Annotated in this window: 20 protein-coding genes and 1 pseudogene; 5 read left to right on the top strand and 16 right to left on the bottom strand. The window is 65.7% G+C overall.

Annotated features, from left to right (window positions below):
• Window positions 1–242: 242 nt before the first annotated feature.
• A pseudogene (locus GM910_RS27345) lies at window positions 243–875 on the top strand (1,3-1,4-beta-glycanase); the annotation flags it as partial.
• Window positions 873–2,315, top strand: a complete 1,443-nt coding sequence (eglC, locus tag GM910_RS15975; protein WP_246226185.1) for an endo-1,3-1,4-beta-glycanase EglC — start codon at window positions 873–875, stop codon at window positions 2,313–2,315. The pseudogene GM910_RS27345 and the gene eglC, both read left to right, overlap by 3 nt.
• A gap of 45 nt (window positions 2,316–2,360) precedes the next feature.
• Here the strand turns inward: eglC and GM910_RS15980 are convergent, their stop codons facing one another.
• From GM910_RS15980 to araD, 3 genes are all read right to left on the bottom strand, one after another.
• Entirely contained in the window at window positions 2,361–2,645 is a 285-nt protein-coding gene (locus tag GM910_RS15980) for an acylphosphatase (RefSeq protein ID WP_159588946.1), read from the bottom strand.
• Between the two features lie 128 nt (window positions 2,646–2,773).
• Entirely contained in the window at window positions 2,774–3,499 is a 726-nt protein-coding gene (locus GM910_RS15985) for a ribonuclease activity regulator RraA (protein WP_159588948.1), read from the bottom strand.
• A 32-nt stretch (window positions 3,500–3,531) separates the two neighbouring features.
• Window positions 3,532–5,268, bottom strand: a complete 1,737-nt coding sequence (gene araD, locus GM910_RS15990) for an L-arabinonate dehydratase (protein WP_159589057.1) — start codon at window positions 5,266–5,268, stop codon at window positions 3,532–3,534.
• A 194-nt stretch (window positions 5,269–5,462) separates the two neighbouring features.
• Here araD and GM910_RS15995 point away from each other — a divergent pair, with 194 nt between their 5' ends.
• Window positions 5,463–6,185, top strand: coding sequence for a GntR family transcriptional regulator (locus tag GM910_RS15995; RefSeq protein ID WP_159588950.1), 723 nt, complete (start codon window positions 5,463–5,465; stop codon window positions 6,183–6,185).
• 8 nt (window positions 6,186–6,193) lie between these two features.
• Here the strand turns inward: GM910_RS15995 and GM910_RS16000 are convergent, their stop codons facing one another.
• The 9 genes from GM910_RS16000 to GM910_RS16040 all read right to left on the bottom strand — a co-directional run bounded on the left by GM910_RS16000 (window position 6,194) and on the right by GM910_RS16040 (window position 16,385).
• Window positions 6,194–7,486, bottom strand: coding sequence for a TRAP transporter large permease (locus GM910_RS16000; protein WP_159588952.1), 1,293 nt, complete (start codon window positions 7,484–7,486; stop codon window positions 6,194–6,196).
• On the bottom strand, window positions 7,486–7,980 hold the full coding sequence (locus GM910_RS16005) for a TRAP transporter small permease (RefSeq protein WP_159588954.1): 495 nt from the start codon (window positions 7,978–7,980) through the stop codon (window positions 7,486–7,488). The genes GM910_RS16000 and GM910_RS16005 overlap by 1 nt, the downstream gene beginning before the upstream one ends.
• Before the next feature lie 219 nt (window positions 7,981–8,199).
• Window positions 8,200–9,177, bottom strand: a complete 978-nt coding sequence (locus tag GM910_RS16010) for a C4-dicarboxylate TRAP transporter substrate-binding protein (RefSeq protein ID WP_159588955.1) — start codon at window positions 9,175–9,177, stop codon at window positions 8,200–8,202.
• A gap of 161 nt (window positions 9,178–9,338) precedes the next feature.
• On the bottom strand, window positions 9,339–10,721 hold the full coding sequence (locus tag GM910_RS16015) for an FGGY-family carbohydrate kinase (protein ID WP_159588957.1): 1,383 nt from the start codon (window positions 10,719–10,721) through the stop codon (window positions 9,339–9,341).
• Window positions 10,718–11,728 (bottom strand): ABC transporter permease, encoded by a 1,011-nt coding sequence (locus GM910_RS16020; protein WP_159588959.1) that lies wholly within the window; start codon window positions 11,726–11,728, stop codon window positions 10,718–10,720. Before GM910_RS16020 ends, GM910_RS16015 begins: the two co-directional genes overlap by 4 nt.
• Window positions 11,725–12,705, bottom strand: coding sequence for an ABC transporter permease (locus tag GM910_RS16025; protein WP_159588961.1), 981 nt, complete (start codon window positions 12,703–12,705; stop codon window positions 11,725–11,727). Before GM910_RS16025 ends, GM910_RS16020 begins: the two co-directional genes overlap by 4 nt.
• 46 nt (window positions 12,706–12,751) lie before the next feature.
• Window positions 12,752–14,311 (bottom strand): sugar ABC transporter ATP-binding protein, encoded by a 1,560-nt coding sequence (locus GM910_RS16030; RefSeq protein ID WP_159588963.1) that lies wholly within the window; start codon window positions 14,309–14,311, stop codon window positions 12,752–12,754.
• Between the two features lie 218 nt (window positions 14,312–14,529).
• The gene (rhaS, locus tag GM910_RS16035; protein ID WP_159588965.1) at window positions 14,530–15,534 is read right to left on the bottom strand and encodes a rhamnose ABC transporter substrate-binding protein; all 1,005 of its coding nucleotides are present in this window, start codon (window positions 15,532–15,534) and stop codon (window positions 14,530–14,532) included.
• A gap of 41 nt (window positions 15,535–15,575) precedes the next feature.
• Window positions 15,576–16,385, bottom strand: a complete 810-nt coding sequence (locus GM910_RS16040; RefSeq protein WP_159588967.1) for a DeoR/GlpR family DNA-binding transcription regulator — start codon at window positions 16,383–16,385, stop codon at window positions 15,576–15,578.
• A 187-nt stretch (window positions 16,386–16,572) separates the two neighbouring features.
• Between GM910_RS16040 and GM910_RS16045 the strand changes: the two genes are divergently transcribed.
• Complete coding sequence (locus GM910_RS16045; protein ID WP_159588969.1) at window positions 16,573–18,675, top strand: bifunctional rhamnulose-1-phosphate aldolase/short-chain dehydrogenase; 2,103 nt, start codon at window positions 16,573–16,575, stop codon at window positions 18,673–18,675.
• A 65-nt stretch (window positions 18,676–18,740) separates the two neighbouring features.
• Entirely contained in the window at window positions 18,741–20,018 is a 1,278-nt protein-coding gene (rhaI, locus tag GM910_RS16050; RefSeq protein WP_425482696.1) for an L-rhamnose catabolism isomerase, read from the top strand.
• Here rhaI and GM910_RS16055 read toward each other — a convergent pair.
• From GM910_RS16055 to GM910_RS16070, 4 genes are all read right to left on the bottom strand, one after another.
• Window positions 19,955–20,554: a CAP domain-containing protein gene (locus GM910_RS16055; protein WP_159588973.1), complete on the bottom strand. Its 600-nt coding sequence runs from the start codon at window positions 20,552–20,554 to the stop codon at window positions 19,955–19,957. The two genes, rhaI and GM910_RS16055, sit on opposite strands and share 64 nt — an antisense overlap.
• Before the next feature lie 64 nt (window positions 20,555–20,618).
• The gene (locus GM910_RS16060) at window positions 20,619–21,446 is read right to left on the bottom strand and encodes a sugar phosphate isomerase/epimerase family protein (protein ID WP_159588975.1); all 828 of its coding nucleotides are present in this window, start codon (window positions 21,444–21,446) and stop codon (window positions 20,619–20,621) included.
• Window positions 21,447–21,648: 202 nt separating this feature from the next.
• Complete coding sequence (locus tag GM910_RS16065; RefSeq protein WP_159588977.1) at window positions 21,649–23,067, bottom strand: enolase C-terminal domain-like protein; 1,419 nt, start codon at window positions 23,065–23,067, stop codon at window positions 21,649–21,651.
• On the bottom strand, window positions 23,064–24,230 hold the full coding sequence (locus GM910_RS16070; RefSeq protein ID WP_159588979.1) for a dihydrodipicolinate synthase family protein: 1,167 nt from the start codon (window positions 24,228–24,230) through the stop codon (window positions 23,064–23,066). Before GM910_RS16070 ends, GM910_RS16065 begins: the two co-directional genes overlap by 4 nt.
• Between the last annotated feature and the right edge of the window lie 30 nt (window positions 24,231–24,260).

Consider the following 24,260-nt stretch of genomic DNA (forward strand, 5'->3'; position numbering starts at 1 on the left):
CCCCCTACGAATACATCTGCAAATGCTGGACAAAGGAGCCCGAACGCTTCAGGCTCGATCCAATCTATCAAATGCCGGGACTAAACAAATAGGTCGTCTCAACGGAAGACCGGCAATTCAGCGCCCGATGCCGGCTCGCTTGTAACGTTATGTCGCATAACGTTAGCGCCGGCCCAGTCGTCGCGCACGACATTGGATGCTAGCTTGGCTGCCAGGCACCGAATTTCAGGTATAGGATTCTCGTGATGAGCACTATTCTAAACGCCCGAGGTGTCCCTCTCTCCTACAGCACCAAGTCCGTCAACCATTTTTCGGCAACGAACTCCGGGCCGCAGCTATCCGGCACGGACAGCCATGACTCCCTCTGGGGCGACGGCAGTGTCGATGTCACCATGTATGGCGGTGCCGGCGACGACATCTACTACCTGTACTCATCGACCAACAGGGCATTCGAAGCGTCGGGCAAAGGCGTCGACACGATCGTCACCTGGATGGATTATACGCTGCCGGACAATTTCGAGAACCTGAAGGTTACCGGCGACGGGCGCCGGGCCACCGGCAACGATGCCGACAACATCATCATGGGCAAGAACGGGACCCAAACCCTCGACGGCGGCAAGGGCGACGATGTGCTCGAGGGTGGCGCGGGAGCCGACAAATTTTTTGTCAAAGCCGGCAACGGAAGCGACCTGATCCTCGATTTCACGGCCGAGGACAGGGTGCGCATCGAAGGATACGGGATAACCTCATTCGCCGACCTCAAGGCGAGGATGGTCCAGTCGGGCACCGATGTTCGGGTCGACCTCGGCGGGGGCGAGATACTTGTTTTCGCGAACACCACCATCGATCAACTCGATGAGAGCCAGTTCACGATTGACGACGCACCGGAGAACAGCGTGCTCAACGCCAAGGGCGTCCCGCTTTTCTATAGCGGAGCCTCGGTCAACCACTACTCGGCGTCGGATGCCGGCCCGGAGCTTTACGGCAGCGCCGATAACGACACGATGTGGGGCGATGCGAGCGTCGATGTCACCATGTATGGCGGGGACGGAGACGACATATATCGTCTCTATTCGGCGACCAACCGCGTTAGCGAAGCCTCCGACGAGGGCGTCGACACGATCGTCACCTGGATGAGCTACACCTTGCCGGACAATATCGAGAACCTGAAAGTCACCGGCAACGGGCGTTATGCCTTCGGCAACGATGCCGACAACATCGTCATGGGCGGAGACCGCTCGCAAACGCTGGATGGCGGCAAGGGCGACGACGTTCTCGAAGGCGGCGGGGGTGCCGATATATTCAACGTCGAAGCCGGCAACGGGAGCGACCTGATCCTCGACTTCGGGGCCGAGGACATGGTGCGCCTAAACGGCTACGGGATCACCTCGTTCGAGGAGGTCCTGGCCGGAATGACCCAAGCAGGCAATGACGTCCGGCTTGACCTTGGCGGCGGCGAGACCCTGGTTTTCGCCGACACCACCGTCGACCAGTTCGAGGAAAGCCAGTTCCAGCTTCAGCTCGACAGGTCGAATTTCCAGCTGACCTTTTCGGATGAATTCAACACGCTGGATCTATGGAACGGAGAGTCCGGCACCTGGGATACGAACTTCTGGTGGGGTCGGGAGAACGGAAGCACGCTCTACAAGAACGAAGAGTTGCAATGGTACGTCCAGCCCGACTACGAGCCCACCAATCCGGTCAACCCGTTCAGCATGGACAATGGCGTTGTCACGATCACTGCCGAGCGCGCGCCAGAGGATATCCGCCCCTATATCGAGAACTATGAGTATACCTCGGGCCTGTTGACGACCTACGAGTCCTTTGCCCAGAAATACGGCTACTTCGAAATGCGTGCCGACATGCCGGAGAACGACGGCACCTGGCCGGCTTTCTGGCTTTTGCCGAAGGATCAGTCGTGGCCGCCCGAACTCGATGTCGTGGAGATGCGCGGACAGGAGCCGAACAGGCTCGACCTGACCGCCCACACGAAACAGACGGGCAGCCAGACCGAAATCCTTTCGTCGGTCAACGTCTCGGACACCGCGGGCTTTCATACCTATGGCGTGCTGTGGACCGAGGATGATCTCGTTTGGTATTTCGACGATGTCGAGGTCGCGCGCACGTCCACGCCGGCCGACATGCATAAGGAAATGTACCTGCTTGCCAACCTCGCGGTGGGCGGTATCGCCGGCGAGCCCGATGACGGCTTGGCTGTGCCTGCCGAGATGCAGATTGACTATATCCACGCGTATGCGCTGGACGATCTTCAGGCCGGTGTTGCCGCTACTGCAGACAGCGACGGGACGTTCTGAAGGGCGCGGCGGGTCTCTTGCCGGACTACTGCGGGGACAAGTGGCTCAGTAAACGATCGCGAACCGGTCGGGCGCTTTTCCCGGGTCGGCCCCCTCGGTCGCCACATCGGCAACGGAAGCCGCCGGCGGGCCCTTCGCCAGACGTTCCAACATCGTGTCGACCGCACTCCCGCGCCCGACGATCAGCGCCGTCACCGCGCCGTCAGGCTCGTTGCGCACCCAGCCGGTCAGCCCCAGCCGCTCGGCTTCCGCGCGTGTCCATGCACGGAAGTTCACGCCCTGCACCCTGCCGGTGATGCGCACGCGCCTCGCCTCCAGACCATCCTTCACGGCAGCCTCCTGTTCCCTTCGATTGGAATCTGCCGCAATGATCCGGAAAATCCAGTCGCAAACATGTGGTGGAGGAAGATCGCCGAGGGTCCACGGCTAAAGAGGCGCACTGGTGGGGGCAGCGCGATCTACCGCCCTCTCTCCTTCCGCCATGCGGCGAACTTTTCCAGATTCTCATCCTTCGTCGCCGGATAAAGGCCGATGATCGTCGCGCCGGCCTTGACCTGCTCGGCCACGAAATCCTCGTATGCCGTCATTTCGACCGCCTCATCCGCCACTTCGTCGGCCAGATGCGCGGGTATGACGATGACGCTGTCCGCGTCGCCCACCACGATGTCGCCGGGGAAGACGGCAACGTCGCCGCAGCCGATGGGCACGTCGATGTCGATGGCCTCGTGGAGCGTCAGGTTCGTCGGGGAGGAGGGGCGGTTGTGGTAGGCGGGGATGTCGAGTTCGCCGATCACCGCCGCGTCGCGAAAACCGCCGTCGGTGACGACGCCGGCGCCGCCGCGCACCATCAGCCGCGTGATGAGGATGTCGCCGGCCGACGCCGCACGGGCGTCCTTGCGGCTGTCCATCACCAGGACTGCGCCGGGCGGGCAGATCTCGATGGCCTTGCGCTGGGGGTGGTCGGGGTTGCGGAACCCGTCAAGCTGGTTGCGGTCCTCGCGGGCAGGCATGTAGCGGAGCGTGAAGGCGGAGCCGACCATGTTTCGCCCTTTGGGCGCCACGGGGCGCACGTCCTGGATGACTTGGTTGCGCAGGCCGCGCTTGAAGAGGGCGGTCGCCAGGGTGGCGACGGAGACCTGCATCAGCTTCTCGCGGGTGCCTTCAGAAAGCGTTTCAATGCCCATCGCGTCATCCATTCCTCAGTTGATTTCCGGCCTCAGTTGATTTCCGGCTCGTCTACCCTGGGGCCGAACTCGGTGCCCAGGAAGTCGAAATCGCAGCCCTTGTCGGCCTGTTGAATGTGGCGCGAGAACATCCAGCCGTAGCCGCGGCCGTAGCGCGGGGCGGGCGGGGTCCAGGCTTTGCGGCGGGCGGCGAGTTCCTCGTCGCTGACGCGCATGTCGAGCGTGCGGTTGGGGACGTCGATCTCGACGATGTCGCCGGTCTTCAAGAGCGCCAGCGGGCCGCCGACATAAGCTTCGGGCGCCACATGCAGCACGCAGGCGCCATAGGAGGTGCCGGACATGCGCGCGTCGGAGAGGCGCAGCATGTCGCGGTGGCCTTTTTTCAGAAGCGCCTTGGGCATGGGGATCATACCCCATTCGGGCATGCCCGGCCCGCCCTGGGGCCCGGCGTTGCGCAGCACCAGGACGGTGTCGGGCGAGATGTCGAGGTTCTCGTCGTCGATGATCTTTTTGAGTTCCGTATAGCTGTCGGCGACGAGCGCCGGGCCGGAATGCTTGTAGAATTTCGGGTCGCAGGCGGCGGGTTTGATGACGGCGCCGTCGGGGGCGAGGTTGCCCTTGAGCACAGCTAGCGAACCCTCGTGATAGACGGGATTGTCGATCGTACGGATAACGTCGTCGTTGTAGACCTCCGCGCCCTCCAACCCTTCCTCGAGCGGCCGGCCCGTCACGGTGAGCGCGGTGCGGTCGAGTTTGTCGCCGAGGTTCTTCATTAGCGCCCGCAGGCCGCCGGCATAGTAGAAATCCTCCATGAGGTAGGTCTGGCCGGCCGGGCGTACGTTGGCGATGACGGGGGTGGTGTGGCCGATGGCGTCCAGGTCTTCCAGGCTCAGATCGAGGCCTGCCCGGCGGGCGATGGCGATCAGGTGAATGACGGCGTTGGTGGAGCAGCCCATGGACATGGCCACGGTGGCGGCGTTGCGCACCGCGGCCTCGGTGAGGATGCTTTCGGGCGTCAGGTCTTCCCACACCATGTCGACGATGCGGCGGCCGGCGGCCGCGCACATGCGCTGGTGGTTGGAATCGGCGGCGGGGATGGAGCTGGCGCCGGGCAGCGTCAGGCCCAGGGCCTCGGCGATCGCCGTCATGGTGGAGGCGGTGCCCATGGTCATGCAGTGGCCGTAGGAGCGGGCGATGCCGGCTTCGACGCCGAGCCACTCCTCCTTGGTTATGGTGCCGGCGCGGCGCTCGTCCCAATATTTGAAGCCGTCGGTGCCGGAGCCCAGCACCTTGCCCTTGTAGTTGCCGCGCAGCATCGGCCCCGCCGGCACGTAGATGAAGGGCAGGCCCATGGAGAGCGCGCCCATGACGAGGCCCGGCGTGGTCTTGTCGCAGCCGCCCATCAGCACCGCGCCGTCGACCGGGTGCGAGCGCAGCAGCTCTTCCGTCTCCATGGCCAGCATGTTGCGGTAGAGCATGGTGGTGGGCTTGACGAAGTTCTCGCTGAGCGAAAGCGCCGGCAGCTCCATCGGGAAGCCGCCCGCCTGGAAGATGCCGCGCTTGATGTCGTCCACGCGGTGCTTGAAATGGGCGTGGCAGGGCTGGGCATCGGACCACGTGTTGACGACGGCGATGACGGGCCTGCCCACCCAGTCTTCCGGACCGTAGCCCATCTGCATGGTGCGCGAACGGTGGCCGAAGGAGCGGAAGTCGTCCGGCGCCATCCAGCGCGCGCTGCGCAGATCTTCGGGGGAGCGCCTGTTTGCGATTGTCATCTGTCCTCCAGTTGCCGCCGAGCGGCCTTTGCAGGGCTTCGAGCGGCGCGGGCGCCCAACCCTTTTCCACCCGCCGCGTGTTCGTGTTGGACGCCTGTCCGAAAGTGATGTATTAATATATCAATCTCGGACAGGCAATGTGTACGGCCGGTTACGGCGGCGTTCGAGGCAAGAATACGGGATCGAGCATGGATACCGCCATCGAGAATCGGGCCGAAACTGCGCCCAAGCACTGGGCATTCGACCGCAAGCTGCCCCTGGCGGACCAGCTTTACGGTCATCTGCGCGAGCGTATCATATCGCTGGAACTGCCGCCGGGCACCAGTCTCTCGCGCAATGAGCTCTCCGACTTTTATCGCGTCAGCCAGACGCCGCTGCGCGACGCCATCCTGCGGCTGGAGAAGGAGGGGCTCGTCGAAATCTTCCCGCAGTCGCGCACCGTCGTCACGCGCATCGACACGGGGCGTGTGCGTGAGGACCAGTTCCTGCGTTCCGCCGTTGAGACGGAGATCATCGCCCTGATCGCCGCAGACCCGGACAAGAGCCGGCTCGCCCCCGTCCGCGACGCTTTCCAGCGGCAGGTCGCCATCAGTGACCGGAATGGCGATTTCCAGGATTTCGTCAAGCTCGACAAGGCGTTCCACCGGCAGCTCTTCGCCGCTGCCGGCAAGCTCGGCCTCTATGCTCTGATCGACGAGAGGAGCGGCCAGCTCGACCGGGTGCGGCGCTTCCATCTTCATCTGCCCGACGAGGGAAAGATGCAGCAGGTGATCGCCGACCACCGCGCCATCCTTGCCGCCGTCGAGGCGGGCGACGTCGAAGGGGCGCGTACGGCCATGCGCAGCCATCTCTCCGGGACGCTGAGCAAACTCGACGAGTTGGCGGCGCGGTTTCCCGACAGCTTCGGCTGAGGCGCTGATCATCGCGCCGGCCCCATCACCGCGTCGGGGAGGAACAGCACCACCTGCGGGAAGAGTGCCATTATCGCCACGAGCGCCAGCATGGCCGCCAGGAACGGCCAGGACCAGCGGATGAACTCGGTGAAGCTGCATTTGAGGATGCCGCAGACGGTGTACATGATGACGCCGACCGGCGGCGTGTTGCCGCCCATGGTGACGAGGATGATCATCAGGACGCCGACATGCACGGGGTCGAAGCCGGCGAGCACCAGGCTCGGCAGCACCAGCGGCGTGATCAGGAGCACGTTGACCGTCGCCTCCATGATCGTGCCTGCCAGGAAGACGATGATCAGCACGACGAACAGCGTCAGGTAGCGTTCGCCGGCGAAGTCGGTGAGAAAGACGGCGATGGCATGCGGCGCCTGCTCGATGGTGAGCGCGTGGCCGAGCACGGCACCCATGGCGACGATGAGCATCACCATGCCGATGTCGCACACCGAATCCTCCATGGCCTTGAGGAAGCGCGAGAAAGTGAGCTCGCGGTGCATGAAGACGCCGACGATAAGTGCGTAGACAACGACAATGGCGCCGGCTTCCGTTGCCGTGAAGAAGCCGTAGCGGAAGCCGACCAGCAGGAAGACGGGAAAGGCGAGCGCCCAGAAGCAGCTCAGGAAAGCGCGGCCTACTTCGCCCGCGCGCGGCCTTTCGGCAAGCTCCGGCGCATAGCCGTTCCTGCGGGCGATGATCGCCGTGGTGAAAAGGAGGGTGAGCGTCATCAGGAGGCCCGGCACGACCCCGCCAAGCAGAAGCCGGCCGATCGAGACCTCCGCCACGAAGCCGAACAGGATGAGGCCGATGGAGGGCGGGATGGTCGCGGTGATGATGGAGGAAAAGGCGATAACGGAGGCGGAAAAGCCCTTCGGGTAGCCGCGCTGCGCCATCGCGTCGCCGAGCAGGCGCGCCTCCATTGCCGCGTCGGCCACCGCCGAGCCGGAGATGCCGCCCATCAAGGCGCTCAAGGCGATCGACACCTGCGCCAGCCCGCCGGTCATCCAGCCGGTGAGGAGCCGCGCGAAATGCAGAAGCCGCTCGGTGATGCCGGTGCTGTTCATCAGGTTGCCGGCGAGGATGAAGAAGGGGACGGCGAGCAGCGGATAGGACTGGGTGGCGCCGTACATGCGCTGCAGCGCCACCGTCATCGGCATATAGTCGCCCAGCATGAAGACCGGGATCGTCGCCAGCGCCAGCGCGAAAGCGACCGGAACGCTGACGAAGAGGAAGAGGAAGAAGAGGAGCGCGACGGCGGTCAGCATCACATGACGTCCCGCGCCGCGTCGTCATAGCTGGATTGGCCGCGAAGGAGGGCGACCGTCTGCTCGACGATGGTGATGAGCATCAGGGCGAAGCCGACCGGCAGCGCAGCCGCCGCCCAGGCGGTCGAAACGCCGGTCATCGGCAGCGGCCGGAACTTCGATATGCCGACCAGCTTGATGCCGAAATGGACGAGCAGCACCAGGAGCGCGAGGAGCACCAGCTTGATGGCCAGCTCCAGGGCGACTTGCAGCGGGGCCGGTAAAGGCTTCACGGCAAAATCGATGCGGAAGTGACCGCGGCGCTGCAGCGTCAGATCGGCGGCCAGGAAGACCAGCCAGGGAAACAGCGCCTGCGCCACTTCGTCGCTCCACAATACCGGTTGCCCGCCGTAGCGGCCGATGGTGCCGGCGAACACCACAGTGACGATGGCGCCGAGGACGAGGATCGCCAGAAAGAGCTCGGCCTTTCTGAGGGCCGTCAGAAGATGCGCCATCGGAAACGGAAGCCTCCCCTCACGGTCGGCGGGCTGGAGCAGGACGGGATCGGGTTGTGTCATTCTGCCGGACGGACTTTGCGGTGGGTGGGAGGGGCGGTCAAGGTCGGGGCGTCTCCCCCCTTGAGGGAGGGGCAGTCGCATATGAACGGAGTTTTTGTCCGGCGAAGCCGAACAAAAACTCCATATGCGACAGCCCTCTCGCAAAGGGGAAAGGCGTCACTCCCCAAGTGCGGCGCGGACCTCTTCCACCATTTCCGTCAGGTTGAGTTTTTCATAGACGGGCTTGACGGCTTCCTTGAACGGCGTGGTGTCGATCTCCGTCACGTTGACCCCGGCCTCGCGGATGTCGGCGAAGATCGTGTCGGCGCTTTCCACATTGTCCTTGAGTGCCGAGGCGCCCCAGTTCTTCGCCTCCTCGGTGAGGATCGCGCGCAAATCCTCGGGCAGCGACTGCAGCCAGGCATCGCTGACGAGGAGCCCGCTCATCAGATGAATGTGGCCGGTCAGCGTGATGTCGCTCACCACCTCATGCAGCTTGGAGCCCCAGATGGCCGATGGCTGCGCCTCGGCGCCGTCGATGGCGCCGGTCTGGATGGAGGGATAGACCTCCGCCCAGGCGAGCGGCGTCGGCACCGCGCCCATTGCGCCGATGGTCTCCACCCATAGGGGTTGGCCGATGGTGCGTACGCGCACGCCGTCGAGGTCGGCCGGCGTGCTGACGGGTTTCTTGGTCAGAAGATGCCGCGCGCCCTGGTACCAGTTGAACGACAGCAGTGTCAGGCCGCTCTTTTCGCGCAGCTGGTCGTTCCAATTCGCGAAGGTGTCGGTCTCCACGAAACGGGCGATTTCCTCGACGCTGTCGAAGGCGTAGGGCGCCACCAGGACGTCGAATTGCGGCACGAAGACGGAGACGCGCGAGGCCTCGACGAAGGTGCCGACATTGGCGCCGGCCGCCGCCTGGTCCATCATGTCCTGCGTGTCGCCCAGCTGGGAGCTTGGATAAAGCTCGATCTCCAGCTGGCCGCCGGAGCGCTCCTCCACCGCCTTCTTCATGCCCTCGGCCGCGACCTGCAGCGGGTCGGTTGGGGCAAGGACGGAGCCGAGCTTGAGTGTGTAGTCGGCGGCCGAAGCGCCGAACGGCATCGCCACGAGGGCGGCCACAGCCGCCGGCCAAAAGATGCGACCGATGTTCATATTCTTCCTCCCTGGTGCCGGTCCCCATGGGGTCCCAGCTTCGTTGTTACCCAAACCTCTATACTAATATATTAGTACATTAATAAAAGGGGACGTCAAGGGGAGGCGAGGCTGCCGGTGTATCCCTGCTGCCAACGCCGACGTCCGCAAATCGCGTTTTGCTATTTTGTTGCTGCGCGCCGCGTCTCGGCCCCCCACGTCCGCGCGTAGGCATCCCACGCGGCACCCGGGCTGGCGATGGGCCGGCTTTTCTGCGCTCGGGACTCGCGGGCCTCCGCGGCCAGAAGTGCGGCGCCGATGCTGGTGCCGGTGGCGCCGGCGAGGTCGGCGATGACGGGGCGGGCGGTGGCGGCGGCGAGCATGCGTGTGAAGAGGGTGTTGCCGGCGAAGGGGCCCTCGACGATCGTCTCGCCGGCCGCACCGACCAGTTCGAGGCAGGTCGCCGTCATCAGCGCCAGATAGAAAGAGGCGGCCGCCTGCTTTTCGCCGGCGCCGGCGGCCTCGCCGCGCCATTCGGATTCGCGGTCGGGGAAGGGGCCGGAGCCCTGCTGCACGGACGGGAGGAGGAAGAGCCGTTTCCTCAGGGCGGCCTCGGCGTCCGCTTCGGTCCAGCTCTCCCGGCCTTCGGTCAGCAGGGAGAACTCCCGCCCGCCCATGAAGCGGGCCGAGGGCACCGGGTCGCCGAAGGCGTTGACGTTGACCAGTGTGTCGCGCTGGGGATCGAGGTCGGGCTCCTTGCCGCCGATCGCCATGGCCACCACCCAGGTGCCCGTCGAGACAACCGAGAAGGGCGGGCGGCGGGCAATGAGATGCGGCAGCAGCGAGGCGTTGGAATCGTGCACGCCGCACAGGACCGGCGTCGAAGGGTCGAGGCCGGTCGCTTCCGCCACCGACGGGAGGACGGGGCCGAGCTTCGCGCTTGCCGGCCGCATGGGCGGCATGAGCGGCCGCCAGCCCATGCGCTCGACGAGGCTGGAGAAATCGCCGGCGGAGGGCGACCAGAGATCCGTGTGGCAGCCGAGCGAGGTCACCTCGCATGCGGCCACGCCGGTCAGCCGCAAGGCCCAGTATTGCGGGTAGGGGAGGATCGCCCGCGCGCCGGCAAAGGCGTCGGGGAAGGCTTGTCTCTGCCAGAAAAGCTGGGCGCCGAGATTGAGGCCGACCGGCAGGCGCGGCGAGCCGGTCTCGGCGAAGGGCGGACGGACGGCATCGTATTCGGCGGCGGTCCCGTCCGGTCCCGCATGCTCGTAGTCGAGCACCGGCAGGGCGAGTGCGCCCTGGCCGTCGATCAGTGTGGCCGTGGCACCGTGGGTGGTGACGGAGACGGCGTCGATGGTGCTTTTTCGCCGCAGGGCGGAAAGGCTCTCGAGGATGAAGGACCACAGGCCTTCGATGTCGTAGTGGGGGTAGGGGCGGTCCGTCAGCACCGTGTTCGGGGTGCGGCGCTGGTCGGTCTCCGCGCCGCGCTCGAGGTCGACCAGCGCCAGCTTGGCATTGGTCTTGCCGATGTCGATGACGGCGACATCGCGGATGGAACCCGTCACGCCGAACGCTCCCCCTTGAGCCGCTGCCACAGCATCGGCGCGCCGATGACGGTGATGAGAAGCAGGCCAACGAAGATGGACATGACGATGCCCGGCACGTTGGCAAGCCCGAAGCCGAAGGTGACGAGGCCCATGATGACTGCGGCGATGACGACACCGGGAATGCCGCCCGAGCCGCCCAGGATGCTGACGCCGCCGAGCACCACCATCGTCACCACCTCGAGCTCCCAGCCGAAGGCGATGGAAGGCCGCGTCGAGCCGAGACGCGCGGTGAGGCAGATGGCGGCGATGCCCGACATCAGCCCGGTCATGAGGAAGAGGATGAACTTGGTGCGTCCCACCCGCACGCCGGAGAAGAGCGCCCCGACAAGGTTGTTGCCGATGGCGTAGACCGTGCGGCCGAAGCTCGTCCAGTGCAACAGGATGCCGAAGAAGAGGGCGATTGCCAAAAACAGTACAAGTTCGAAGGAGATCACCCACCACACATATCCCTGGCCGAACCAGGCAAAGCCGGGCGGGTAGCCGGTGAAGGCCTTATCGCCGAGGATGATGTAGGCGATGCCGCGGAAGAGGCTCATGGTGCCGATGGTCACCACGATGGACGGCAGGCCGAGCCCGGTGACAAGCCAGCCGTTGAAGGCGCCGCATAGAAGCCCGACGAGAAGGCCGGTGAGCACCAGCTCCGGCGTGCCGGCGCCGTATTGCAGCGCCACGCCCATGGCGGTGGAGGCGAGCGCGATGATGGCGGCGACGGAAAGGTCGATCTCGCCCGAGATGATCAGCAGCGCCATGGCCATGGCGATCATCGCCTTCTCGGTGAAATTGAAGGTGGCGTCCGAGAGGTTCCAGGCGTTGAGGAAGTAGGGCGAGGAAAGCGCGTTGACGATGAAGACGACGATGGCGACGGCGATCAGCAGTGTCTCCCAGCTCTTGAAGAGCGAGGACCAGCGGCCTTCCAGCCGGTCGGGGATAGCGCGTGGCCCTGAGCCTGTCGAAGGGGCGTTCATGCCGCCGCCTCCCTGTTCCTGAGGATGAGCCGGCCCTTCTTGCGCTCTGCGCGGGCGTTGAAGGCGACGGCGAGGATGATGGCGCCGCCGGAGATGGCAAGCTGCCAGAAAGGCGAGATGTTGATGACGGGCAGCGCGTTCTTGACGACGCCGAAGAACAGTGCGCCGAGCACCGCTCCGCCCACCGAGCCGATGCCGCCGGCAATGGAGATGCCGCCGATGACGCAGGCGGCGATGATGTCAAGTTCGAAGCCGCCGGCGATGTCGACATAGGCCACCGCGTAGCGCGACACCCAGAGATAGCCGGAAAGCCCTGCCAGCGCGCCGGCGAAGGTGAAGGCGGCAAAGCGTGTGCGGCCGACGTCGATGCCCGTATAGACAGCGGCCGTCGGATTGCCGCCGACGGCGTAGAAGGCGCGGCCGAGCGGCGTGCGCGTGATGACCACCACCATCAGGGCGATCATGAAGAGCGCGACCCACGAGAGGACCGGCAGGCCGAGGAGAGGCGTGCGCGGGAACGCCTTGAAGGCGGCGCTCATCTGGTGCGCGTTGATCCAGGCGCCGCCCGACATCACGAAGATGATGCCGCGGAAGATGGTGAGCGTGCCGAGCGTGACGACGATGGGCGGAATCTCGACCTTCCACACGAGAATGCCGTTGAAGGCGCCGAGGGCGGCGCCGAGGAGAATGCCGAGCGCGATCAGGAGGGGGACGGGGATGCCCGGCATCGCCGCGTTCAGCATCGCCACCGTCATGCCGGTTAGCGCCAGGTTCGCCGCCATGGAAAGATCGATGCAGCGGGTGAGGATGACCATCATCTGGCCGAGCGCCAGGATGATGAGGATCGAGGTGTCGTTGAAGACGTTGGCAAGGTTGCGCGGCCGCACGAAGCCGGGGAAGCGCCAGGCGATGACGGCCAGCAGCAGGACGATGACCGCTGCCAAAAGCAGTTCGCGGGATTTGAGGAGCTTCTGCATTGGCTATGGCCTTTTGGGATGTAGAGACTGATGGACCAGCGCCCCTTCACTTCCGATTCGCATCATTCCCTCCAATCCCCGCCGCCGCACGCACCAGCATCTCCGCATCCAGCCCCTCGCGCGTATATTCACCGGCGATCCGGCCCTCGCGCATGACGATCACGCGGTCCGACATGCCGAGGACCTCCGGGATTTCGGAAGAGACCATGATGATGCTCAGGCCCTCCGCCACCAATTCGCTCATGAATTCGTGGACGGCCGCTTTGGAGCCGATGTCGATGCCCTTGGTGGGCTCGTCGAGGATGATGACCTTCGGGTGGGTAGCGAGCCATTTGGCGATCACCACCTTCTGCTGGTTGCCGCCCGAGAGTGTGCCGACGTCGCGGTCGAGGCTTGCCGCGCGCAAGTCGAGGCGGGAGGTGTATTGGCGGGCCAGCTTGAACTCTTCCGCAAGGCGCAGGAAGCCCCGGCGCGAGGTGCGCGAAAGGGACGGCAGGGTCACGTTCTGGAAGATGGGCAGGCCGGCGATCGCCCCCTGGCGGCCACGCTCCTCCGGCACGTAGACGATGCCGCGGCGGATGGCCTCGGCGGGGCTGCGGATGACGGCCACCTCGCCGCCGATCCTGACCGCCCCCCGCGAAGGCCTGGTGACGCCGAACAGCGCCTGCATCAATTCGCTGCGGCCGGCACCGACGAGGCCGTAGAAGCCGAGGATCTCGCCGTGCTTCAGTTCGAAGCCGATGTCGGCGAACTCGGTCGGGTGGTTGTAGCCGGAGACGGTCAGCACAGGTTGGCCGATCTCGACGTCGCGCTTGGGGAAAATCTGCCCCACCGGTCGGCCCACCATCAGGCGCACCAGTGCATCGTGGTCGGTCTCGGAGATGAGGCCGGCGCCGACGCATTCGCCGTCGCGGAAGACCGTGTAGCGGTCGGCGATGCGGAAGATCTCATCGAACTTGTGGCTGATGAAGAGGATGGCCTTGCCTTCCGCCTTCAGCCGCTCGACCAACGCGTAAAGTTCCTCGATCTCCTTGTAGGAAAGGGCCGCCGTCGGCTCGTCCATGATGACGATGCGCGCCTCGACCGACAGGGCGCGGGCGATGGCGACGAGATGCTTGCTGGCGATGCCGAGGTCGCGCAGGCGCACGTCGGGGTCGATCGCCGCGCCGATGCGCTTGAGGACGGCCGAAGCGTCGCGGTTCATGCGGGCCCGGTCGATAAGGCCCAAGCGTCCGCGCGGGGCGTGGCCGAGATAGATGTTCTCGGCCACGGAAAGTTCGTCGAAGAGGACGGTTTCCTGGTGGATGGCCGTGATGCCGGCCTGCGTGGCGTCATAGGCGGTGGGGAAGGAGACCTCCTCGCCGCCGAGCCGGATCGCGCCTTCGTCCGGCTGGTAGATGCCGGTGAGGATTTTTACGAGCGTCGACTTGCCGGCGCCGTTCTCGCCGACGAGGGCCGTGACGGTGCCGGGGTAGAGCTCCAGCGACACGCCGGAAAGCGCGCGCACGCCGGGGAAGCTCTTGGAGATGCCGGAGAGCGCGAGGACCGGTTCGTTGGCCGGGGTTTGGGCCTTGTTCACCGTTGCAGGTTGGGCTTGTTGGAGCATTGTGCGACTTTATCACGTTGGGCCGTGGAGGCGCCTTTCCCCTCCCCCATGTGGGACCCTTGTGGGGGAGGGTGGGCCCGCCGGCCTGCCGGCGGGGTCGGATAGGGGTGGTAGAGGCCGTGTGCCGGGTTTCAAAGGTTGTACCCGTCGCGTCGACCCCCACCCCTAACCCCTCCCCATCCTGAGCTTGTCGAAGGGGGAGGGGGATCGGCAACCCCTCAGAAGATATCCTTGAACTTGTCGATGTTCGAGGCGTCGTAGACGAACGGCTCGGCCATCGCGCCCTCCCGGTTCTCGTCGAGCGTCACCGTGCCGACCCGGCCCATCGCGATCTCCGCGCCGGGCTCGGCCGTCGCCTGATCGGTCGCCAGGTTGTAGGCGATCATGGTAGCGGCGTAGCCGAGGTCGATCGGGTTCCAGATGGCGAAGCTCTTCGAGGCGCCGGACTCCACGTGGCCGGCCATCTCCGAGGGCAGCCCCAGGCCGGTGACGTTGATCTCGCCCGCCTTGCCGGCGTCGGTGACGGCCTGTGCCGCGGCGACGATGCCGACCGAGGTTGGGGCGATGATGGCCTTCAGGTCAGGGTAGCTCTGGATGAGGCCCTGCGCCTCGCGGTAGGACTTGTCGGCGAGGTCGTCGCCATAGACCGTGGTGACGAGGTTCACGCCGGGATAGTCGGGTAGGACCTTCTTCATCTCGGCGATCCAGTTGTTCTGGTTGGTGTGGGTGGCCGAGGCCGAAAGGATCGCCACCTCGCCGCCGCCCTCGGGCAGATGCTCGGCCGCCATCTTCACGCACATCTCGCCGATCAGCTGGTTGGACGAGGGGTTGAGGTTCATCTCGCGGCCTTCGGGCGCCACGCCCGAATCCCAGGAAATGACGGTAATCCCACGGTCCATCGCCTTCTTGAGCGTAGGCACGAGCGCATCGGTGTCGTTGGCCGAAACGGCGATGGCGTCGACGTTCTGGGCGATCAGCGAGTTGATGACCTCGATCTGGCCTTCGGCCGTGGTGTCGGTCGGCCCGGTGTAGATGATCTCGACATTGCCCAATTCTTCGGCTGCTTCCTGGGCGCCTTCGTTGGCGGCTTCGAAGAAGCCGATGCCGAGCGCCTTGACGACCAGCGCGATGCGCACATTGTCCTGTGCGTGTGCCTGGACCGCGCCGATGGTCAATGCGGCGGTGGCCGCCGCGGTTACCAGCAATTTCCTTAGAATGCTCATTGTTTCCTCCCTTGAGCGCTTGCTTCATCGGCCCTGCCCGCTCATGCCGGCAGGGAAGTCTCCTCTTGGCCTCGTGCCGTTCCGCGGGCGACGATCAGCCTGACGCCTGATGCCTCCAGCATCTTCGCCTCGCGGTCGGTCACGCCTTCGTCGGTGACCACCGTGGCGATCCGTTCCAGCCCGCACAGGATCAGGCTCGAGCGCTGGCGGAACTTGGACGAATCGACCAACACCACCAGTTCGTCCGCCTGGTTGATCAGCTTCTGCTCGGCCTGGATCAGCAGCGGGTCGCCCTCCATGAGGCCGAGCGGGCCCAGCCCCTGGGCGCCCATGAACATGCGGCGGGCGTAGAAATTGGCCGTCACGTCGTTGTCGAAGGGCGACAGGACGATGTTCTGCTCGCGGTAGATGGTGCCCCCCGGCAGCACCACCGTATTCTTCGAATGTTTTAGAAGATGCTCGGCGATGACGAAGGAATTGGTGAGGATGGGCATCCGGCGGCCGGCCAGGAAATGCACCATCTGGAATGTGGTCGTGCCGCCGTTGATGATGATCGGCTCGCCGTCCCGGCATAGCTCCACCGCCTCGCGGGCGATCGCCCGCTTCTTGTCGGCGTTCAGTGTCTCGTTGACCTTGAAGGGGCGGCCGGCAAGGCCGATCACCTGCGGCGGGGTGTTGGCCTCGGCGCCGCCGCGCACGCGCCGCAGCTTCTGCTGCACGTGAAGTGCTGCGATGTCGCGCCGTATCGTCGCCTCGGAAGCGCCGGTGAGGTCCACCATTTCCTGCACGGTGACGACCGGCTTCTCCTGGATGGCCGACAGGATGATGCGGTGGCGTTCCTTTTCGTGCATGGTTCCTCCCTCCGTGCCGAATTAACGCACTGGAAACGCACAGTGTCAATCACATTCCGTCACAAGTGCGCATATTGCAGCGCGATATGAGTGAACGTGAGCGATATTGATTGACATGGTAGGGCCCATTTGCCACCTTGTCGGCACGAAACGTGCGTCCGCCGAGGGCGCTGCGAGGGAGGATTCCATGCTTGAGACGCGCGGCGGAACGCGGCTTGCCGACCTTTGGGACGAGGCGAAGGCGGCCTCCATGAGCGAGCCGGAGCGCCTGCTCTACCGGTCGAACCTGCTGGGATCCGACAAGCGCATCACCAATTACGGCGGCGGCAATACCTCGGCCAAGGTGACGGAGAAGGATCCGCTGACGGGTGAGGCGGCCGAGGTCTTGTGGGTGAAGGGGTCGGGCGGCGACGTCGGCACGATCAAGCTCGACGGTTTTGCCACGCTTTATATGGAGAAGCTCGAAGGCCTGAAAAAGCTCTATCGCGGCGTCGAATACGAGGACGAGATGGTGGGGTATCTGCCTCACTGCACCTTCAACCTCAACCCGCGCGCCGCCTCCATCGACACGCCGCTGCATGCTTATGTGCCCTACCGGCATGTCGACCACATGCACCCCGACGCCGTGATCGCCATCGCCGCGGCCAAGAACAGCAAGGAGCTGACGGCGAAGATCTACGGCGAAGAGATCGGCTGGCTGCCGTGGAAGCGTCCGGGCTTCGAGCTCGGCTTGTGGCTCGAGAAATTCTGCCGCGAGAACCCGGGTGCCAAGGGCGTGGTGCTGGGCGGGCACGGGCTCTTCACCTGGGGTGATACGGCCAGGGAGTGCTACGAGACGACGATCCGCATCATCAACCGCGCCATCGAATGGTTCGAGGCGGAGACGGGGGGAAAGCCCGCTTTTGGCGGCGAAGTGCGGCCGGTCCTGCCCGAGGCGGCGCGGCGCGGGATCGCCGAGCGGCTGATGCCCGCCATCCGCGGCATGATCTCGGGCGCAGAGCGCAAGGTGGGGCATTTCGACGACCAGCCCGCCGTACTGGAGTTCGTCGCCTCGCGCGACATGGAAGGCCTCGCCGCGCAGGGCACGAGCTGTCCCGACCATTTCCTGCGCACCAAGATCAGCCCGCTGGTGATCGATTTCGATCCGGCGAAGCCCGATCTCGACAAGACGCTTGCCGGCCTCGATGCCGCGGCGGAGGAATACCGCAAGGGGCACGCCGCCTATTACGACCGCTGCAAGAGGCCCGACAGCCCGCCCATGCGCGATCCCAACGCGGTGGTCTATCTGGTGCCGGGCGTCGGCATGATCACCTTTGCCAAGGACAAGGCGACGGCGCGCGTTTCGGCCGAGTTCTACGTCAACGCCATCAACGTCATGCGCGGGGCCTCCAGCGTGTCGGCCTATGTCGGCCTGCCCGAGCAGGAGGCGTTCGACATCGAATACTGGGTGCTGGAGGAGGCGAAGCTTCAGCGCCTGCCCAAGCCCCGGCCGCTTGCCGGCAAGGTGGCGCTGATCACCGGCGGGGCAGGGGGGATCGGCAAGGCGACCGCCGAGCGCCTGCTCGCTGACGGCGCCTGCGTGGTGCTGGCGGACATCGACAAGGGAGCGCTGGAGGCGACCAAGACGGAGCTTGCCGGCCGGTACTCGGCCGATCTCGTGCGCCAGGTAAAGCTGGACGTGACAAGCGAGGCCGACGCGGCCGATGCCTTTGCATACGCTGCGCGCGAATACGGCGGGCTCGACATCCTCGTCTCCAATGCCGGCATCTCCTCGGCCGCACCCGTCGACGAGACGGATCTTGCCACGTGGAACCGCAACATGGAGATCCTCTCCACCGGCTATTTCCTCGTCGCGCGTGAGGCCTTCCGGCTGATGAAGCGGCAGAAGACCGGTGGTGAGATCGTCTTCATCGCCTCGAAGAACGGTCTTGCCGCCTCGCCCAACGCGGCGGCCTATTGCACGGCCAAGGCCGCCGAAATCCACCTCGCGCGCTGCCTGGCGTTGGAGGGGGCGGAATTCGGCATCCGCGTCAATACGGTGAACCCGGACGCGGTTTTGCGCGGCTCCAAGATCTGGTCCGGCGAGTGGCGCGAGCAGCGCGCGGCCGCCTATAATATGAGCCCGGACGAACTGGAGGAGCACTACCGCAAGCGCTCGCTTCTGAAGCGCAGCGTCTATCCGGAGGATGTGGCGGAGGCGGTGTTCTTCTTCGTGTCGGAGATGTCGGCGAAGTCGACGGGGAATATTCTCAATGTCGACGCGGGGAATGCGCAGAGTTTTACGCGGTGAGGTAACTTGAGACGGCAGCGCCCCTTCGCGCCCCCTCAGAGGAGGAAACCGTGACCGAACACCCGATTGCCACAGACCTCGTCGAGCGCGAGAACGCCGCGCACGAGACCGCCCTTAGGCGCGACTACGAAGCCTTAGGCGAAAAGCTTGACCGCCGCGGCATCGCCATCGATGCCATCCGCGACCGTGTCGCCGCCTTCGGCGTCGCCGTCCCCTCATGGGGCGTGGGCACGGGCGGTACACGGTTCGCGCGCTTTCCCGGCCCCGGCGAGCCGCGCGACATCTTCGACAAGATCGAGGACTGCGCCGTTATCCAGCAGCTCACCCGCGCCACGCCGACGATCTCGCTCCACATCCCGTGGGACAAGGCGGAGCCCGGGCGCCTGAAAGAGGCAGCAAGCCGCTTCGGCCTCGGCTTCGACGCCATGAACTCCAATACCTTCCAGGACCATCCCGGCCAGGCGCATTCCTATAAGTACGGCTCCCTGTCGCACACGGACGCGGCGACGCGCGCGCAGGCCGTGGAGCACAATCTGGAATGCATCGAGATCGGCAAGGCGGTCGGCTCCAAGGCGCTGACCGTGTGGATCGGCGACGGCTCGAACTTCCCGGGCCAGAGCGATTTCGCGCGCGCCTTCGAGCGGTATCTCTCCTCGATGAAGGAGGTCTACGCCGCACTGCCGGACGACTGGCGCCTTTTCACCGAGCACAAGATGTACGAGCCGGCCTTTTATTCGACCGTCGTGCAGGACTGGGGCACCAACTACATGATCGCGCAGGAACTGGGGCCAAAGGCGTTCTGTCTCGTCGATCTCGGCCATCACGCGCCGAACGTGAACATCGAGATGATCGTCTCGCGGCTCATCCAGTTCGGCAAGCTTGGCGGCTTCCACTTCAACGATTCGAAATACGGCGACGACGACCTCGACGCCGGCTCCATCGATCCCTACCGGCTGTTCCTCGTCTTCAACGAGCTGGTCGAGGCGGAAAAGTGCGGGGCGCCGGGCTTCGACCCCGCGCACATGCTCGACCAGAGCCATAACGTGACGGACCCGATCGAAAGCCTGATGGTCTCGGCGATCGAGGTCACCCGCGCCTTCGCCCAGGCGCTTCTGGTGGACCGCAAGGCGCTTGCGGCCTGCCAGGAGGAGAACGACGCATTGATGGCGAGCGAGACGCTGAAGGCCGCTTTCCGCACGGACGTGGGGCCGATCCTCGCCATGGCGCGGCTGAAATCCGGCGGCGCGGTCGATCCCGTCGGCGCCTACCGCGCCAGCGGCTACCGGGCGAAGGCCGCGGCGGAGCGGCCGGCGATCATCGGCACGGGCGGCGGGATCGTCTGAGAAACGGTCTCACCGCGCTCGCCGACGAAGGCCTGTACCGCGTAAAGCCTGCCGCCGGCGGAAGCGATCCCGAAGCCGAAACTTTTCACCCGTGGGTCGAGGATATTGCGCCGGTGGCCGGGGCTCCCCATCCAGCCGGCGTGGAATTCCCGCAGCTGTTCGGTGGGCGTCCGGCAGGCGATGCACGAGGCGATGTTCTCGGCGATGATGTCCCACAGCCCGCCGCCATTGGCGCGGTAGCGATCCGCCACGTCCTGGCCCTGGGGCGAGCGGTGGCTGTAGAAGTCGCGCCGCGCCATGTCCTCGGCATGGGCCTGGGCGGCGGCGTTGATCGGCGCCGTCAGCTTAAGGCCCGGCAGGCCCTGGCGGGCGCGCTCCTCGTTGACGAATGCAAGGGATGCCCGGCGCAGGCCTTCAAGGTCGGCAACCGCGTCCAGCGAGCGTTCGGGTCGCGCCGCGCAGGCAGCGCACGCAAAGGCGACGAGCAGAAGGCATGCCGCCCGCCACGAGCCGGCGTTTTCAATCAATCGAATCATGGGCGCTTGGCTAGCACGGGAATATGGCTTGTCCAGCCATCGTTCCCGCTGCGCCCTCGGTTTTTCAGCACACGGTCTCGAAGCGCTCGATGCAGGTGGAAAGCACTTCGTCGCCGGGGCGTTTCCACCAGTTGTCGCGCGAGAAGATCTCCACTTCCTGAGGACCGTTGAAGCCCGCCTCCTCGACCATGCGGCGGATGGCCGGCAGGTCGATGACGCCGTCGCCCATCATGCCGCGGTCGAGCAGGAGGTCGGTGGTGGGCACAAGCCAATCGCAGATGTGGTGGGCGAGGATGGCGCCCATCTGGCCGGCGCGGGCGATCTGGGTGGCAAGCTCCGGGTCCCACCAGACATGGTAGACGTCGATAGCCACGCCGACGCCCTCGCCGAGCTCCACGCACAGGTCCAGCGCCTGGGAGAGGGTATTCACGCAGGCGCGGTCGGCCGCGTACATCGGATGCAGCGGTTCGATGGCGAGCGGCATGCCCGCTTCGCGCGCGTAAGGCAGGATGGCGGCGATGCCGTCGGCGACCATTTTGCGCGCCTCCGGCATGTTCTTCGAGGCGCCAGGCAGGCCGCCGACCACGAGCACCAGGCAGTCGGCCTTGAGCGCGGCCGCCTCGTCGATGGCGCGCTTGTTGTCGTCGATGTTCGCCTGGATCCCGGCTTTGTCTTCGGCGGGGAACATGCCGCCGCGGCAAAGCCCCGTCACCTGAAGCCCGTTTGACTCGACGATGCGGGCGGCCTCCTTGAGCCCGATCGCCTCCACTTGGTCGCGCCAGGGGGCGATGGCCGTGATGCCGTGCCGGAGGCAGCCGTCGACGGCCTCGGCAAAGCCCCAGCTTCCGCGCGTGGTGGCGAGATTGATCGACAGACGGCCTTCAAGGCTCATGGTGCGGGTTCCTTCCTGATGTCGTCATCCCGGCCGAACCCCCGGGTCTCGCCTTCGGCGAGCCCGAGGACAGGCTCCGTGAGAGCCGGGATCCATTCCGTGACGTCGCCGTTCCGGAATGGGTCCCGGACAGCCGCGGCTTCGCTGCGGCTTCCGGGATGACGAGACTTCTCTTGCTTAGTCAAAATTGAACGCATCATGCCTAAGACAGCCGCTGCATGGCCGACCGGTCCGGCTCCACCGCCGATCCGAGGCCAGCGGCGGCGGCGAGCGTGCCGAGCGACAACCGGCCGCCGTGGATGTTGAGCCGCGTGCGGCCGTTCTGGCTGTGGTAGAGATCGCCGTGGGCGGCAAGGTAGCTTGCGGCCTCGGCATCCGGCGCGCCGGCCATGCCGTCGACAAAGTGATGGCCGTTGCGCTCGATGTGTTCGGCGCCGATCAGGCCGGCGAGCGCGAGGTCCTGCTGGATGCCGATGCCGGCCTGCGTGGTGAGGTCCTCCGCCGACATGAAATATGTGTCGGAGCCGGCTTCCGCATTCCATTTCGCCATGCGGGCGCGGTTGAGGAGGGCGCGGTAGAAGCCCTTGCAGGATTTCGAGGAAATGCCGGTGTAGCCGAGGCCCTTCGCGGTTACGAAAGATTCGATATCGGCGTCCGACTCGTCGATCTCCACGGCAATACGGGCAGCAAGCTTCGTGACGGGGGAGGCGAGCGCCTTGGCGCGGGCGATGGGCTGTTCGAGGAAGAGGATGCGCTCGCGGAGCCGGGCAAGCTCGGGCTCGGCCTCCACGGCGTCGAGCAGCGCCAGCACGTGCGCCTCGTCTTCATACTGTTCGTTGCCGTCGAGGGTCGCCCGGTAGTCGGGCTGGAAGCGGTCGAGGGCGGCGGCGATGCGGGTGAGGCGGGCGACGTCGGCGGCCACGTCGCCCGATATCTTCAGCTTGAAATAGCGGTGGCCGTAGGCGGCGATGACCTCTTCGAGCGTCTCCGGCAGGCCGTCGTTGAGGCGCTTGGCGAGGTCGCCGGCGACGAGCGCGTCGCCGAGGCCGACCGTGTGGCGGACCTCGATGGTTTTAGGCACCGACAGGCCGGCAAGGAAGGCGTCGAGGTCGAAGCCGGCGAGGTCCGGCGCCGTGCGGGCGTCGATGCCGAGGCTGTTCTGGTTCACCAGCTTTTGCGCGGGCACTCCCTGGAGCCGGCCGAGCGCGTCGATGACCGCGCGGTCGACGAGCGCCAGGCCGAAGGAGGCGATGAGGCCGTTGAGGCCAGCGCGCGCTGAGGCCGCGTGATGGGCGGGCTCCACCGCCGCGTGCAGGCCGAAGGCCGTGTCGGAGCCGGCGGTCAGCATGACATCCTTGGCCAGCCGCAGGGAGGTTCTGAGCTGGTCCGTGTTCTCGTCTGGCGTCAGCTCGGGGCTCTTGTCGAACCATTTCGGCATCATCATTTCCGCCGACCAGCCAACCGCCTCGCGCCCCGCCTCGTCGGCAATGCGAACGCGCAGGAAGGCTTGCGCAGCCGAAGTCACCTCGGCCACGCCGAAGCGGAAGGCGAAGCGGAAGGGCACAGGCCGCTCGAAGGCATCGGCCGCGATCAGGCGTATGCGGGGTGCCGTGCCCGTCATGGCTGCGCGATACCGTGCACGGCCATCACCTGGCGCATGCGGGCCGTGGCAAGCTCGGGATCGATCAGCACGCGCGCCTGGTCCGCAAGCCGGAAGAGCTCGGCCAGATGCAGCGTCGAGCGTGTCGATTCCTGACCGCCGATCATGGTGAAGTGGTCCTGCAGGCCGTTGAGATAGGCGAGGAAGACGACGCCGGTCTTATAAAAGCGCGTCGGCGCCTTGAAGATATGGCGCGAGAGCGGAACGGTCGGGTCGAGCAGGTCGAAGAATTTCTTCTCCTCGCCGGCGCCCAGCGCCGCAAGGGCGGCGGAGGCCGCTGGCGCGATGGCATCGAAGATGCCCAGAAGCGCATCCGAGTGCCCTTCCGCGTCGCCGGCGATCAGCTCGGCGTAGTTGAAGTCGTCGCCCGTATACATGCGCACGCCCGCTGGCAGGCGGCGGCGCATGGCGATTTCCTTTTCCTTCGACAGAAGCGAGATCTTGATGCCGTCCACCTTGTCCGCATGGGCGGCGATCACGCCGAGCGCCACTTCCATCGCCGCCATGTGGTCCGGGGCGCCCCAGTAGCCGTCGAGCGCGGGATCGAACATCTCGCCCAGCCAGTGGATGATGACCGGCTCCTTCACCTGGGCGAGGATGCGGTCGTAGACGCGGGCATAGTCGTCCGGGCCTTTTGCTGCGGCGGCGAGCGCCCGGCTCGCCATCAGGATGATGCGCCCGCCATGCGCCTCGATCGCCTCGACCTGCTCTTCGTAGGCGGCGATGATGCGGTCGATGGTGACGTCGGGGCCGGGCACGAGATGGTCGGTGCCGGCACCGCAGGCGATCAGCGCGCCGGAGCGGCCCTTCGCCTCCTTCAGGGCGCGCTCGATCAGCTCACGGGCCTCGGGCCAGCCGAGCCCCATGCCGCGCTGGGCGGTGTCCATGGCTTCCGCCACGCCGAAGCCGAGGTCCCACAGGTGATGGCGGAAGGCCATCGTCCTGTCCCAGTCGATGGCGGGGGTGAGCCAGGGGTCGCTATCGGCCAGCGGATCGGCCACCACGTGGGCGGCGGCATAGGCGATGCGGTTGAAGCCGGAGGCCTCGCGCCTGGCGGTCTCGACCGGGGCGTTCCTGATCTCGTAGGGCGAGATAGTGCGGTCGGCATTGGGCAGGTTGAGCATGGGCGGTTCCTAAGACGGGATGAATTTAGG

Source organism: Chelativorans xinjiangensis (assembly GCF_009812055.1).
GTDB lineage: Bacteria > Pseudomonadota > Alphaproteobacteria > Rhizobiales > Rhizobiaceae > Chelativorans > Chelativorans xinjiangense.

What these genes read in the sequence shown, in the direction of transcription:
- GM910_RS15985 (WP_159588948.1), bottom strand. Translation starts at nt 3,499, where the DNA reads ATGGGCATTGAAACGCTTTCTGAAGGCACCCGCGAGAAGCTGATGCAG.
- GM910_RS15995 (WP_159588950.1), top strand. Translation starts at nt 5,463, where the DNA reads ATGGATACCGCCATCGAGAATCGGGCCGAAACTGCGCCCAAGCACTGG.
- GM910_RS16000 (WP_159588952.1), bottom strand. Translation starts at nt 7,486, where the DNA reads ATGCTGACCGCCGTCGCGCTCCTCTTCTTCCTCTTCCTCTTCGTCAGC.
- GM910_RS16005 (WP_159588954.1), bottom strand. Translation starts at nt 7,980, where the DNA reads ATGGCGCATCTTCTGACGGCCCTCAGAAAGGCCGAGCTCTTTCTGGCG.
- GM910_RS16010 (WP_159588955.1), bottom strand. Translation starts at nt 9,177, where the DNA reads ATGAACATCGGTCGCATCTTTTGGCCGGCGGCTGTGGCCGCCCTCGTG.
- GM910_RS16020 (WP_159588959.1), bottom strand. Translation starts at nt 11,728, where the DNA reads ATGAACGCCCCTTCGACAGGCTCAGGGCCACGCGCTATCCCCGACCGG.
- GM910_RS16025 (WP_159588961.1), bottom strand. Translation starts at nt 12,705, where the DNA reads ATGCAGAAGCTCCTCAAATCCCGCGAACTGCTTTTGGCAGCGGTCATC.
- GM910_RS16030 (WP_159588963.1), bottom strand. Translation starts at nt 14,311, where the DNA reads ATGCTCCAACAAGCCCAACCTGCAACGGTGAACAAGGCCCAAACCCCG.
- rhaS (WP_159588965.1), bottom strand. Translation starts at nt 15,534, where the DNA reads ATGAGCATTCTAAGGAAATTGCTGGTAACCGCGGCGGCCACCGCCGCA.
- GM910_RS16040 (WP_159588967.1), bottom strand. Translation starts at nt 16,385, where the DNA reads ATGCACGAAAAGGAACGCCACCGCATCATCCTGTCGGCCATCCAGGAG.
- GM910_RS16045 (WP_159588969.1), top strand. Translation starts at nt 16,573, where the DNA reads ATGCTTGAGACGCGCGGCGGAACGCGGCTTGCCGACCTTTGGGACGAG.
- GM910_RS16055 (WP_159588973.1), bottom strand. Translation starts at nt 20,554, where the DNA reads ATGATTCGATTGATTGAAAACGCCGGCTCGTGGCGGGCGGCATGCCTT.
- GM910_RS16060 (WP_159588975.1), bottom strand. Translation starts at nt 21,446, where the DNA reads ATGAGCCTTGAAGGCCGTCTGTCGATCAATCTCGCCACCACGCGCGGA.
- GM910_RS16065 (WP_159588977.1), bottom strand. Translation starts at nt 23,067, where the DNA reads ATGACGGGCACGGCACCCCGCATACGCCTGATCGCGGCCGATGCCTTC.
- GM910_RS16070 (WP_159588979.1), bottom strand. Translation starts at nt 24,230, where the DNA reads ATGCTCAACCTGCCCAATGCCGACCGCACTATCTCGCCCTACGAGATC.